This window comes from Roseibacillus ishigakijimensis (assembly GCF_016595415.1).
Taxonomy (GTDB): domain Bacteria; phylum Verrucomicrobiota; class Verrucomicrobiia; order Verrucomicrobiales; family Akkermansiaceae; genus Roseibacillus; species Roseibacillus ishigakijimensis.
In genome coordinates this window covers 21252-33535 of sequence record NZ_JAENIO010000021.1, presented here as the reverse complement: position 1 = coordinate 33535, position 12284 = coordinate 21252, and the positions used below count along the sequence as shown (strand labels likewise).

The 12284-nt window shown below is 58.0% G+C and carries 13 protein-coding genes; 9 read left to right on the top strand and 4 right to left on the bottom strand.

Annotated elements, in window-relative coordinates; translation table 11 throughout:
* Window positions 1-51 precede the first annotated feature (51 nt).
* On the bottom strand, window positions 52-1569 hold the full coding sequence (locus JIN78_RS09575) for a cellulose synthase family protein (protein ID WP_200391741.1): 1518 nt from the start codon (window positions 1567-1569) through the stop codon (window positions 52-54).
* A gap of 285 nt (window positions 1570-1854) precedes the next feature.
* Here JIN78_RS09575 and dnaX point away from each other — a divergent pair, with 285 nt between their 5' ends.
* The gene (gene dnaX, locus JIN78_RS09570; RefSeq protein WP_200391740.1) at window positions 1855-3513 is read left to right on the top strand and encodes a DNA polymerase III subunit gamma/tau; all 1659 of its coding nucleotides are present in this window, start codon (window positions 1855-1857) and stop codon (window positions 3511-3513) included.
* A 17-nt stretch (window positions 3514-3530) separates the two neighbouring features.
* Window positions 3531-3818, top strand: coding sequence for a YbaB/EbfC family nucleoid-associated protein (locus JIN78_RS09565; RefSeq protein ID WP_200391739.1), 288 nt, complete (start codon window positions 3531-3533; stop codon window positions 3816-3818).
* Here the strand turns inward: JIN78_RS09565 and murI are convergent.
* On the bottom strand, window positions 3796-4593 hold the full coding sequence (gene murI / locus JIN78_RS09560) for a glutamate racemase (protein ID WP_200391738.1): 798 nt from the start codon (window positions 4591-4593) through the stop codon (window positions 3796-3798). The two genes, JIN78_RS09565 and murI, sit on opposite strands and share 23 nt — an antisense overlap.
* A 120-nt stretch (window positions 4594-4713) precedes the next feature.
* On the opposite strand from murI, the gene hemL reads away from it, so the two are divergent.
* Entirely contained in the window at window positions 4714-6000 is a 1287-nt protein-coding gene (gene hemL / locus JIN78_RS09555) for a glutamate-1-semialdehyde 2,1-aminomutase (RefSeq protein WP_200391737.1), read from the top strand.
* A 56-nt stretch (window positions 6001-6056) separates the two neighbouring features.
* On the opposite strand, the gene JIN78_RS09550 is transcribed toward hemL, so the two are convergent.
* Complete coding sequence (locus JIN78_RS09550) at window positions 6057-6491, bottom strand: hypothetical protein (protein ID WP_200391736.1); 435 nt, start codon at window positions 6489-6491, stop codon at window positions 6057-6059.
* 410 nt (window positions 6492-6901) lie between these two features.
* On the opposite strand from JIN78_RS09550, the gene rpmI reads away from it, so the two are divergent.
* The 5 genes from rpmI (at window position 6902) to nadA (ending at window position 10709) form a co-directional block, all read left to right on the top strand.
* Window positions 6902-7111 carry a 50S ribosomal protein L35 gene (rpmI, locus tag JIN78_RS09545; protein WP_200391735.1) on the top strand — a complete coding sequence of 70 codons (210 nt, stop codon included), beginning with the start codon at window positions 6902-6904 and terminating at the stop codon, window positions 7109-7111.
* Window positions 7112-7217: 106 nt separating this feature from the next.
* The gene (gene rplT, locus JIN78_RS09540) at window positions 7218-7595 is read left to right on the top strand and encodes a 50S ribosomal protein L20 (RefSeq protein ID WP_200391734.1); all 378 of its coding nucleotides are present in this window, start codon (window positions 7218-7220) and stop codon (window positions 7593-7595) included.
* A gap of 44 nt (window positions 7596-7639) precedes the next feature.
* A complete protein-coding gene (gene rpsP, locus JIN78_RS09535) occupies window positions 7640-7894 on the top strand; it encodes a 30S ribosomal protein S16 (RefSeq protein WP_200391733.1) in 255 nt (84 codons plus the stop codon).
* Window positions 7895-8088: 194 nt separating this feature from the next.
* The gene (locus tag JIN78_RS09530; protein ID WP_200391732.1) at window positions 8089-9336 is read left to right on the top strand and encodes a M48 family metallopeptidase; all 1248 of its coding nucleotides are present in this window, start codon (window positions 8089-8091) and stop codon (window positions 9334-9336) included.
* 437 nt (window positions 9337-9773) lie between these two features.
* The gene (nadA, locus tag JIN78_RS09525; RefSeq protein ID WP_200391731.1) at window positions 9774-10709 is read left to right on the top strand and encodes a quinolinate synthase NadA; all 936 of its coding nucleotides are present in this window, start codon (window positions 9774-9776) and stop codon (window positions 10707-10709) included.
* On the opposite strand, the gene JIN78_RS09520 is transcribed toward nadA, so the two are convergent.
* Window positions 10706-11530, bottom strand: a complete 825-nt coding sequence (locus JIN78_RS09520; protein WP_200391730.1) for an MBL fold metallo-hydrolase — start codon at window positions 11528-11530, stop codon at window positions 10706-10708. The genes nadA and JIN78_RS09520 overlap by 4 nt on opposite strands.
* Before the next feature lie 111 nt (window positions 11531-11641).
* On the opposite strand from JIN78_RS09520, the gene JIN78_RS09515 reads away from it, so the two are divergent.
* Window positions 11642-12166 (top strand): hypothetical protein, encoded by a 525-nt coding sequence (locus JIN78_RS09515; protein ID WP_200391729.1) that lies wholly within the window; start codon window positions 11642-11644, stop codon window positions 12164-12166.
* Window positions 12167-12284: the final 118 nt, after the last annotated feature.

The following is a 12284-nucleotide window of genomic DNA, read 5'->3' as shown; positions in this document are numbered from 1 at the left end:
AATTTCAGAAAAGTTCGAGTCAAATTCACGGTTCTCTCAGAAAAAGGGGTTCTAGTTCTTGGATGACACTTTCTGCGGTGACTTTTTCCGCGCGACACCGCTCTCTAGCAGAATGCCGGCCAACGATGCAAGCGATGTATACAGAAATCCGATTGGGAAAGGAAGAAGAAATATAAAGGAAACCAAATTTCCTGTCATAAGAGCATCTCCCACCACGAAAAGGAAGAAAAGGCCAAAGATGAACTCCACGAGCGGAGTGATGGATTTGCCAGCCTTGTAAGTGCCGGTGCGCTTCTGGATCGTTCCCCCACTTTGGGCGGCTTCACCATATTTCGGCGTGCGCACGAATCCGGACTGACGGTTGAAAATGGCCTCCAGCACGGCTTTGGCATTATTCACCGACATGCCAATCCCCAGCGCGATGAGAAGCGGGAGATACTTCAGCTCGCGGAACCAGCAATCGGGCCGGAGAGCTTTCTGGGAAGTGACGTAAAAGAACAGGATGGAAGACATCCCGAAAAACATGATGGGCAAGTAAATCACCTGCTGGGCCCAACCCGGCATATCGGGCTGCACCTTCTGATTCGGGAAAATCAGGAAAAGCAGAAGGAAGAGAAGCAGGTAGGCAAAGTTCGCGGTCAGGTGGGCCGTGGCCTCCAACTTGACGTAAAGCGGGAAACGGCTTTTCCAAATGGCAGGAAGCACCTTCTTGCAGACTTGGATGGACCCCTTGGTCCAGCGGTGCTGCTGATTCTTGAACCCATTCATATCCACCGGCAATTCAGCGGGGGTTTCGACCTCATTGAGGAAAATGAATTTCCAGCCTTTCAGCTGGGCCCGATAGCTCAGGTCCATATCCTCGGTGAGAGTGTCGTGCTCCCAACCACCGGCGTCGACGATGCAGCTTTTGCGCCAGATTCCGGCCGTGCCATTGAAGGTGAAAAATCGTCCGCTGCGGTTGCGGGCGGTCTGCTCCAGCTCAAGGTGACCATCCAGAAACATGGCCTGCACCCGGGTGAGCAGATTGAAGGAGCGATTGAGGTGCCCCCAACGGGTTTGAATCAAGCCCACCCGTTCATCCGTGAAGTGGTGGACCATTTCCATGAGCACGTTTTTGTTCGGCACAAAATCTGCATCCAGGATGAAAATGAACTCCCCCTTCGCCGTCTTCATCCCGTTTTCCAAAGCCCCAGCCTTGAAACCCGAGCGGTCGGTGCGGTGGATGAATTCGACATCAAAGCCCTTCGCGGACAATTCCTGGCAAGCCTCGCGAGCGATTTCAGTGGTGTCGTCGGTCGAATCGTCAAGAAACTGGATGTGAAGTTTGGCAGTGGGATAATCCAAATCCGCGACGGCCTTGAGAAGTCGCTTCACCACGTGGCGCTCATTGAATACCGGCAATTGCACCGTCACCACGGGAAGCTCTGCAAACGAACTCTTTGCGATCGGCTTCTTGCGCGAGTGCTTGAGGTAGAGAAAAATAATGCCTAAGCGGTGCAAGCTATAAGCGCTCAATCCCACGAGCACGAGCACATAGCTGACAAACCAGAACCAATTGATCGCTTCCATAATAAAAGACGAGGGAGCCGCTGAGCCTCCTGCGAGGGGCCCGTTTGCGTCACTTTTCCCCAAATGTCAAGCGAGCGAGCGGATGGTGACCGCATTCTTTCCGGCAAAGAAGAGCAAAAAGTCACAATTACTGGTAGAAATGGTGACAGTAATTAACCAACCCTGATTATCAACAGCCAAAGGAAAGGAGACGGGAAGGAGGAAGAGGACGCGGGTTGATTTTAGCGCATTTTGCGATTGGGCGTTGTCTAACCGACTTCCCCCCGCCTAAGCTGGGGCCGCGTTTTGAGTTACCAGGTTTTTGCCCGCAAATATCGCCCCCGCACCTTTGCCGATGTGTTGGGACAGGATCACGTTGTTCGCACCCTCCGCAATGCCATTGAGCAAGGGCGGTTGGCGCACGCCTATCTTTTCGTCGGACCCCGAGGCACCGGGAAGACGTCCACCGCGCGAATTTTCGCCAAGGCTCTCAATAATCCCGGCGGACCCGCCATCGATTTTGATCCCGACCATCCCGAGCTCGTCGAGATTGCGGAAGGCCGCTCCCTGGATGTGCTCGAGATTGATGGAGCGTCCAACAACGGCGTCGAACAGGTGCGCCAACTGCGCGACACGGTGCAATATGCGCCGGCCAAATCCCGCTTCAAGATTTACTACATCGATGAGGTCCACATGCTCTCCAACGCGGCTTTCAATGCCCTGCTGAAGACCTTGGAAGAGCCCCCGGCTCACGTAAAGTTCATCTTCGCCACCACCGAGCCGAACAAGATTCTGCCCACCATCATTTCGCGCTGCCAACGCTTCGACCTGCGCCCCATTCCCACTCCCATCATTGCGGAGCAGCTTCTCCACATCGCGCGGGAAGAAAACGTGTCCCTGGCGGAGCCCGCCGCTTGGGCCATCGCCAAGGGCGCGGACGGAGGCATGCGCGACGCCCAGTCCATGCTCGATCAGCTGGTGGCCTTTTGCGGCGAGACAATCAGCGAGGAAGACGTGCAACACATCTTCGGCTTCACGTCCGGAGAAACCATCGCCAGACTCGTCACCGCTCTCTTCAAGAAAGATCCCTCGCTCCTCCTCAACCTTCTCAACGAGCTCTCGGCGGCCGGGAAAAATTTATCCCAGCTGCTGCAGGAGCTCATCGGCACCCTGCGGGCCTTGCTCATTCAAAAAATCGATGCCCAGGCCGACCGAGAAGGACTCTCCCGGGAAATTTGGGATCAGCTTACTGCCTTGACGGCCCCCACGCCCACCGACCGCCTGCTGGCGATTATCGATCTCCTTTCCTCGGCGGAAGCCGGTATGCGGTGGGCGGCCAACAAGCAGCTGCATCTCGAACTGGCCTTGATTCGCTCCGTGCAAGCCTTGGACGAAATCCGCATCACCGATGTGATCACCGCATTGGAAAAAGGCGGGCTGACCGACGAGCCTGCCCCCTTCCTTTCCCCGCCAGCCCAAAAAGCCCCCTCCGCACCGGCCCCCTCCCCCGAGCCAGAGCCAGAACCCGTGCCGGAAGCGAAGAACGAGCCAGAGCCGGCAGAAAAAATCGAGCAGGAACCCGAGACCGGGGAACCGGCCGCCACCCCGGAGCCCTCACCCGCCCCCGAGCCTGCGAGAGCGACGGACTCTGCCCCCCCTGCCCCGCCGGAAGAACCCTCCGTGCAGGCTCCACAAGAAGAAACCGAGCCGAAACCTGCCACCCCCAAAACCCAGTCGAAATCCACAGCCGGAGCACTGGGAGCCCTTGATCGCCTGATGGAAGAGGCGGTGGAAGAGCGCGAGGACGAACCGGAACCTGAGCCCAAGGCCCCGGCCACCAAGAAAGAAGCTGCGCCCGCCACCCCCGCCGAAAAAGCCCCCCCATCTCCTCCGGCCGACGACTTCCACAAGGACCCTCTCATCCAAGACGCCATCGAGATTTTCAAAGGGAAACTCCGCGCTTAAACTCAATCTGACTCACTATGAATATAGCCAAACTGATGGAACAAGCCAAGAAGCTGCAGGAAGCGCAAGCCGATCTCTCCAACAAGACTGCGCAAGCGAGCGATCCCTCCGGGAAGGTGACCGCGGTCGCCACCGGAGCGGGCGAACTGCAATCGCTCACCATCGACCCCGCCATCATTTCCTCCGACGATGCGGAATTTTTGCAGAATCTGATTCTCACCACCTGCAACACTGCCCTCAAGGAAGCCCGCGATCAGGCCGCCAAGGAAATGGCAGCCAACTTCAAGATTCCGGGCATGGGTTGAGTGAAGCGCCCCGCACCCTCTCCCAGGAGGAGACAGTGGGCCGGGGAAGCGCGGGAAGCAGGAGAGGCAACAGTCTCTCCATCGTCGCCACTTCTCCACTAGTGACCAGCTGAAGACCACCTCTCCCCTCCTTCACCGGACGGGGCAAAACCTCTCGCACCCGGCGCGCCACCGCCGGTCCGGTATCGACCAAAGCCACTTGGGGAAAACGCCGCGCAATAACGGGCTTCAAAAACGGGTAGTGGGTGCAACCCAGAACGAGAACATCGGCCCCGGCCGCGACCAGGCCGCCAGCATACTCCGCCACGGCCTCCTCGACCTCCGGTCCCGTCAGAATGCCGGCCTCCACCAGCTCCACAAAGCGTGGGCAGGCCTGGGTCAGCACTTCGCGCCCCCCACCACAGCGGGCCACCAAATCAGCAAACATTTGCCCGGTCAGACTGGCCTCGGTGGCCAGCACCCCGATGATGCCCGCCGCACTCAGAGCCACCGCGGGCTTGACCCCCGGCTCCATTCCCACAAAGGACAAGCGGGGCCACCGCTCGCGGCACCAACGGATGGCCTGGATGGTGGCGGAGTTACAAGCGAGCACGATCACCTCCGCCCCGGATTGATGAAGAAACTCTACAATGGCCCCCACCCGTTCGCGCAAGACCTCCGTGCTCTTGTTCCCATACGGGCAAAAAGCGGAGTCCCCCACATAGACGAGATCTTCGCCCGGCATCAACGAACGCAATTCCCGCACCACGGACAGGCCGCCCACTCCCGAATCCATCACCCCAATCACGGAGACACGGTATAAGAAAGAGAGTGCCAGCTGGAAAGCGCCATTCGTGACCAAGATCGCAAAAATCCCGGGTGGACCTTCCCGCAGCAATCGCGCACAGTCCCGTCAATGTCAGTCGGACCTCTTTCTCAAAAAGTATTCGCCCGCGCCCAAACCTTGATTCCCGGAGGAGTCAACTCCCCGGTGAGAGCCTTCAAGAACGTCGATGGCGATCCCTTCTTCGTGCGGCGCGGCAAAGGTGCCCGCATCGAAGATATCGATGGCAAGCACTACATCGACTACGTGGGCTCCTGGGGCCCGAACATTCTCGGCCACGCCCCCATCCCGGTGACCAATGCCATCCATGAAGCCTCCAAAGACGGCGTCTCCTACGGCATTCCCAATCTCTATGAAGTGGAGATGGCCCAAAAGATCATCGATTGGGTGCCATCAGTGGAAAAAGTGCGCATGACGAACTCGGGCACGGAAGCCACCATGTCGGCCATCCGCCTGGCCCGCGGTTACACCGGGCGCGATAAAATCATCAAGTTCGAAGGCCACTACCATGGCCATGCCGATTCCCTGCTGGTGGCTGCGGGCTCCGGCGCCCTGACCCTGGGAGAGCCTGACTCGGCGGGAGTGCCAGCATCTTTCGCGGGTGAGACCATCGTTCTGCCATACAATGACCCGGCGGCCCTCGAAGCGGCCTTTGCCCAGCACGGAGACCAAATTGCCGCCATCATCACCGAGTCCTACCCCGCCAACGCCGGGCTGGTCTTTCCCCGCCCCGGCTATCTGACCCTTCTCCGTGACATCACCGCGAAACACGGGGCCCTTCTCATCTTTGACGAGGTCATGACCGGCTTCCGCCTCGCGAAAGGCGGAGTGCAGGAGCTGGAGGACTACACCGCCGACCTCGTCGCGATGGGCAAAGTCATCGGCGGCGGCCTGCCGGTGGGAGCATTCGGGGGTCGCGCCGACATCATGGACCACCTTGCCCCCGTTGGTGCAGTCTACCAGGCGGGCACCCTTTCCGGCAATCCGCTTGCCATGGTTGCGGGCCTCACCCAACTGCGCGAGCTGGCGGACAACAATGGCTACCAGCGCTTGGCCGAGCTCGGCGGCCGCTTCGCCTCCGGTCTTCGCCAAATTCTCAGCGAAAAAGGCATTCCTCATCGCGTCAATCAAGTCGGCTCCATGTTCTGCCTCTACTTTCTCGACGAAGAAATCATCAACGTCGAGACCGTGCAAAAGCAGGATTTCACTCTCTTCAAGAAGCTCTTCTGGAACTGCTTGGAAGAGGGCGTTTATCTCGCCCCCAGCCCCTACGAAACGGGCTTTATCTCCATGGCCCACACCCTCGCCGATATCGACGAGACCCTGGAGGTCATCTCCGACGCCGTCGCCAAGTGGTGAGCGGCAAGGAAAACGACCACGTCCTCCAAGGCCCGAACCCCTCCCCTTCCGGGAGGTCACTTCGGGTCTTTATTATTGCTCCGGGTCAGGCGCACCCGCTCGGAGCAATAGCAACAGCGAAGAACCTTCGGGAAAAAGAGCAACGACACGGCCATGGGAATGCGGCGACTCCCTAGCCAAGTGGGCACCCGGGGCTTGGTCAGCTTCTTGGGAGACATGAACAAGGAAGCGCGACAGAGGGGGCAGGTGATACGACGGGCATTGGCCAGAACGTTGAGAGCACTGAAAATCAGCACCCCCAGCGACACCCCCACCCAGAGGGCCAGCTTCTTGTCAGGATTGAGATGAAAAAACAGCAACCACACCACCAGACCCAAGGTCGTCACCAGAGACAGACGCATCAAGAGGAAGCAAAGAGCCCCCAAGGCAAAGCGGCCACGCGATACCACATTCTTTTGACGGCTGCGGCCGTCATTCGCTGAGCGACTCATGACAACTGGTCGGTTGGGGCCGAGCAAAACCCACGTTCCCGATTCGGCAGAAGAGAATGGGGAGGAATAGTTCGAGACAAAGGGGTTAATCTCCCGAACAGAACAAGCCGACGGGAAGGGCATTGGGATAAACGCATGAGAGGAGGAAGTATTTTAGGGGGAGAACAACAGCCCTGTTCTTTTCAGTAAAAAGGGAACAAGCGGCTGTTGCCGGGAAATTTTCAACCCGTTGTTCTCACTGAGGACAAGGAAAATCGTCCCCGGAAGGTATTTTCTATCAGAAATTTTTCCCAAAAACATCAAACCGGGTGACGGAAAGGCTTTTATGCCCAGTGCGAACGGAAAAAAAGAAGCGATTGAAAAAGAATCGGCTTGATTTTTGGTTGCAGCTCCCTAGCCTCCGCCGCCCCATGGCAAGAACATCTGGCAAAGCCAAAACCCGCAAAGCCGTCGCGAAACGATTCAAAGTGACTGGCACGGGCAAGATCTTGCGCCGCAAGCAGGGTAAGCGCCACATTCTTACGAAGAAATCTCGTAAGCGGAAGCGTTCACTCGGCAAGGCAGTGTTGGCCGACGAAACCAACGTCAAGGCCATCCGCGAGAACATGCCCTTCGGGTAACCATAGACAGAATCCCCCGCGCCGCCTGTTTCCGCTGGAAACCTGAATAAACGAGACGGCCGGGGACGAACGACAAAAACCGTTTATTCAAAGTAGAGACTAAAACATGCCAAGAGCAACCAACGGACCAGCCTCCCGGAAACGCCGGAAACGCGTATTATTGCGCGCCAAGGGTTTTCGCGGCTTCCGCTCCAAACTGTATCGCTACGCCAAAGACGCCGTCTACAAGGCCCGTCAGTATGAGTATCGCGACCGTAAGAAACGTAAGGGCCAATTCCGCCGCCTCTGGATTCAGCGTATCAACGCCGGCTCCCGGGCCCAGGGCTTGACCTATTCCCGCTTCATTGAGGGATTGAACGCCGCCGAAATCGCGGTGGACCGGAAAGTCCTCGCTGACCTCGCCGTCAACGACATCGAAGCCTTCAACACCTTCTGCGAAGCGGCCAAGCAAGGCCTGGAGCAGAAAGCACAGAAAGCCGCCTGAGGACCTTTCCTCCAACCTGAACCCCTTAAACGAAAGCAAACTTTATGGTAGCACTGAGACTGACCCGCAAAGGCACAAAGGACCGTCCCTACTACAAGATCGTGGCTGTCGACAGCCGCACTCGTCGTGATGGACGCCCCATTGAGCAAGTGGGCACTTACAATCCCATGGAAGAGGGAGTGAACTACACTCTCGATCTCGAGAAGGCTGAAAAATGGCTCTCCAACGGCGCCCAGCCCTCTGAGACGGTGAACAGCATCATTCGCAAGGCGCGCAAAGCGGCCAAAGCGAATTCCTAAGCACCCTCTCCTCTCCAATTATTTTCGGCCTCTCCTCAGGTTTTCTGAGGAATAGGCCCCTTCAAATCGACCCTGCAGCGGGTCGATTTTTTTTTACCCACATGCCCGGGGCATTCCTTTCCCGCTACCGGTCTCAACTCGGGCCTACCCGGCATTGCGCCCGTCCTCAATCTGTGGAATGACTCTTCCCGTCCATGACTCCCGACACCCTCGCCCTTCTCATCGTCATCGCTCTTTTCCTGCTCTGGAAACTCGATTTTGTCGCCACGCTGCTCACCCTCAAGAATCTTAAACCGGAATTGCCGGGGGAATTCGCCGATGTCTGGGATGAGGAAAAGTATGCCCAATCGCAGGCCTATGAACGAGCAGGAGCCAAGTTCAGCATCGTCTCCTCCGTCGTTTCCCTCACCGCCCTCCTCGCCTTCTGGTTCGCGGGCGGATTCGGCGCGCTGGATGATTGGGCCCGCTCCTTCGGCTTCGGAGCCATCGCCACTGGTCTCCTCTTCATGGGGAGCCTCTTTCTGCTGAGCACCCTCTTGTCACTGCCTTTCGACATCTACCACACCTTCGTTCTGGAGGAAAAATTCGGTTTCAACAAGACCACCCCCGCTACCTTTGCCAGCGATCAACTCAAAAGCCTCCTCCTCACCGCGCTTCTCGGACTTCCCCTCCTCGCCCTCATCCTTTGGCTCTTTCTCACCCTCGACTACGCCTGGGTTTACGCCTGGATCGCTGTCACCGCCCTCTCCCTGCTGCTCACCTTTCTCGCCCCCAGCCTCATTCTCCCCCTTTTCAACAAATTCACCCCCATGGAAGATGGCGAACTGAAGAGCGCGATCAACGCCATGGCCGAGAAATGCGATTTTCCCCTGGCCGGGCTTTACGTCATTGACGGCTCCAAGCGCTCGACCAAATCCAACGCCTACTTCACCGGCTTTGGCAAAACCAAGAAAATCGCCCTCTACGACACCCTCATCGAGAGCCAAAGCACCGAGGAATTGGTCGGCGTGCTCGCGCACGAGATTGGCCATTTTAAGAAAAAGCACATCATCCAGCGCATCCTTCTCTCCGTGGTGCAGACCGCCCTCATTTTCTTCCTTCTCGGGCTGGTGACCAGCCCTGATTCCCCCTTCACCCGCACTCTCTTCGAGGCCTTCCGGGTGGACCAGATTTCCTATCACGTCGGACTGGTCATCTTCTTCATCCTCTTCAAGCCCGTGTCCCGCCTGATCAATATTGGCCTCAGCCTCCTCTCCCGCAAACACGAATTCGAAGCCGATCACTACGCCGCGACCGCGCAAGGCAGCCCCGAGCCTCTGGTCACCGCTCTGAAGAAACTCTCCCGCAACAATCTCGCCAACCTCACCCCCCATCCCCTGGAGGTCTTCCTGCACCACTCCCACCCGCCCATCCTCGAGCGCATCAAAGCCCTCCGGAGCTGACCTTTGGCCCGTCACGAGCGCGCTCTTTCACAAGTTTTTCCCAAGTTATTCACAATGGCGGGACCTCAATGGGAAAAACCGGACCCGGAAGCCGGAAAGAGCCGATTCCGTGCCAAAGCGAATGTGAATAAGTTGTGAATCACTGTTCACGACCCGATCCAGAAAACCCACAAGCAGCTTAAAAAAGGCCAGTTAAGACTGTTCACATCTTGAAATTCTCTGCTCATAAGTTTTTCCCCTACGGCATGGAACGCCGATAACAACGGCCGTTTCATGTTCCACCAAAGAAGACTTGGAAGGGCGCGACCCTCATGATTCGGGTTTTTGAGAGACTTTTCACAAAGTTATTCACATCGCTTGCGAGCCTGTTGGGGGTGCTGCCAAAGAGGGCCTAAAAAATCCCTGTTTTCCTGCCAACTTGCAGCTTAGCATTTCCCATGCCCGTCGCACTGGACCTCGTCGAAGACATTCTGCGTCTCAAGAAGGAGAAGAACGCCGTCATCCTCGCCCACAACTATCAAGTAGGGCCGATTCAAGATATCGCCGATTACGTGGGCGACTCCCTGGGCCTGGCCTACCAGGCCCGCGAAACCGACGCCGATGTCATTGCCTTTTGTGGCGTCCACTTCATGGCGGAAACAGCGAAGATTCTCAACCCCGAGAAAACGGTGGTGCTACCCGACAAGGACGCCGGCTGCTCATTGGAGCAAGCCTGCCCCGCAGACCAGCTCGCCGCCTTTCTCAAAGAGAATGCGGAAAAAAACTACTACGTTATCGCCTACATCAACTGCTCGGCAGGGGTCAAGGCTCTCTGCGACGTCATCTGCACCTCGGGCAACGCCCCTCTCATTGTGGAGAAGGCCCCTCTCGATCGACCCATCCTCTTCGTCCCCGATGCCAACCTCGGCCAGTGGGTGATGGAGCAAACGGGCCGCAAGATGGACCTTTGGCAGGGCTCTTGCTACGTCCACGTCGAATTCACCCGGGACTCCATTCATCAAATCAAAGACGAGTATCCCGACGCCCTCGTGGTGGCCCATCCCGAATGCACCCAAGCCGTGAGATTGCTGGCCGATGAAGTCTGCTCCACGGAGAAAATGATTCACTTTTGCAAGACCGCCCCCAGCAAAAACATCGTCGTCGTCACCGAGTCCGGCATGCTGCACCGTCTGCGCAAGGAATGCCCGGATAAGAACCTCATCGCCGGTCCCACCGACCACTGTGCCTGTGCGGACTGCCGCTACATGAAGATGAACACCCTGGAAAAGCTGCACGCTTGCTTGGACAATCTTGAGCCACGAGTGGAAATCCCAGAGAAAGTGCGAGTCGAAGCGGAAAAATCACTCGTTCGCATGCTGGAGCAATCCCGCTAGAACAACTCCATCACCACTTGCCCCGTGCCTTCCTCCACTGCGAGCGGCACAGGCGGGGGGTCAAAGACCGGCATCCAGCCTGTCACTTCGTCCTGGGAAGCCACCCGGACTTCGCGCAGCCCGAGACCGGCGAAGGCTTGGCCCGCCACCGCGGCAGTGTTGCAATCTTTGCTCAGGTGGCCCAGCACGACACGCTCCAGTCCGCAGCCCTGCAGCTCGCGGGCCAGCTCGCAGGCCTGCTCATTGGACAAGTGCCCGTGGCGGGAAGCGATGCGCTGCTTCAAGGACCAAGGGCGCTTTTCATCCTCGGCCAACATCCGGTCGCAGTAGTTGGCCTCCAGAACCATGGCGCTGACCCCCCCCAGCCGTTGCCGCAAGCCCGTGCTCACGTGCCCCAGATCGGTGAGCACACTGGCGCGATGGCTGGGACCGGAAAAGAGAAAACCCACCGGATCGACGGCGTCATGGGGAATGGCGAAACTCTCCACCTCAATGCCCGCGCACTCAAAGCCCTGCCCGGCGGAAAAGAGTTTCCACTGCCGCACCGAAGTCACCTTGCGAGCGAGAACTTCTTGAGTCAGCGCCGTGGCATAGACGGGGACGTCGAACTTGCGGGCAAAAACCTGCAGCCCCTTGACGTGATCGCCGTGCTCATGGGTGATGAGCAGGCCTGCCAAGTCCCCGGGCTCGACCCCCAGCTGTTGCATTCGGAGGACCAACTGCTTGGCACTCAGACCCGCATCCACCAGCAAGACGCCCGCTCCCGTATCGAGCAAGGTGGCATTACCGCCGCTTCCGCTTCCCAAGACCGCCAACTTCATCCGAAAAGCAGTCTACACCCGGGAAAAGAACGGACTCAACCCCCCAGCGGGTAATTCTCGCGAACACACTTTTGCATTTGGCAAGGGGCCGACCCGGCGTAGACTGGCCCCATGGACGCAGTTTGGAATTTTGTCACCAGCCCATTCGGAGGAGGCTTGACCGTTGGTCTGGCCATCGGCCTCACTCTCCTTTTCTTCAACTGGAAGTCTTCCCTGGCGGCCAAGCGCACTCTCAAGAAAGAGAACAAGCGCGTGGTCGATGAAATGCGCGATCTCGAGCGCCACCTCAATACCCAGCTGAAAATCAATGCCTCAGGCAACTCTTCGGTCCAGGATAAAGTGGACCAGCTCAAGGAGCAGAACGAGACCCTGCGGGTGAATCTGGCTGCGCTGCAAAACAAGCCCGGCCGCAGTGAACTGCGCGCGCTCCACACCATGGAGACCGCCGTGCGCCTGATGCGCGAACAAGCCCCCGGCTTCGCCTCTGCCTGGGAAGTCGCCCTCCGGCAGGCTGAAAACGAATACGACGAAGCCACCAGTGGCCTGCGCAAGCTCGTCCGCAAAGTCATCGCTCTTCCCAGCCCGGCAGAAGCCAGTGACGAAGACGAGGGCAAGAAAAAGCGCAAAGAGGACTAAACCCGCCACTCAACTCCTTTTCCTCAGCCGCAGCCCCTCACCGGGCTGCTTTTTTTGCGCCTCCCGGATCGGCAACTTTCTCTTCTGGCAAGCCCGGCGGGAAAGTGTTCCGTTCAAC

Coding starts and splice junctions, on each gene's coding strand:
- JIN78_RS09520 (WP_200391730.1), bottom strand. CDS start 11,530: ATGAAGTTGGCGGTCTTGGGAAGCGGAAGCGGCGGTAATGCCACCTTG.
- JIN78_RS09565 (WP_200391739.1), top strand. CDS start 3,531: ATGAATATAGCCAAACTGATGGAACAAGCCAAGAAGCTGCAGGAAGCG.
- murI (WP_200391738.1), bottom strand. CDS start 4,593: ATGGATTCGGGAGTGGGCGGCCTGTCCGTGGTGCGGGAATTGCGTTCG.
- JIN78_RS09515 (WP_200391729.1), top strand. CDS start 11,642: ATGGACGCAGTTTGGAATTTTGTCACCAGCCCATTCGGAGGAGGCTTG.
- JIN78_RS09550 (WP_200391736.1), bottom strand. CDS start 6,491: ATGAGTCGCTCAGCGAATGACGGCCGCAGCCGTCAAAAGAATGTGGTA.
- JIN78_RS09530 (WP_200391732.1), top strand. CDS start 8,089: ATGACTCCCGACACCCTCGCCCTTCTCATCGTCATCGCTCTTTTCCTG.
- hemL (WP_200391737.1), top strand. CDS start 4,714: ATGTCAGTCGGACCTCTTTCTCAAAAAGTATTCGCCCGCGCCCAAACC.
- rpmI (WP_200391735.1), top strand. CDS start 6,902: ATGGCAAGAACATCTGGCAAAGCCAAAACCCGCAAAGCCGTCGCGAAA.
- rplT (WP_200391734.1), top strand. CDS start 7,218: ATGCCAAGAGCAACCAACGGACCAGCCTCCCGGAAACGCCGGAAACGC.
- rpsP (WP_200391733.1), top strand. CDS start 7,640: ATGGTAGCACTGAGACTGACCCGCAAAGGCACAAAGGACCGTCCCTAC.
- JIN78_RS09575 (WP_200391741.1), bottom strand. CDS start 1,569: ATGGAAGCGATCAATTGGTTCTGGTTTGTCAGCTATGTGCTCGTGCTC.
- nadA (WP_200391731.1), top strand. CDS start 9,774: ATGCCCGTCGCACTGGACCTCGTCGAAGACATTCTGCGTCTCAAGAAG.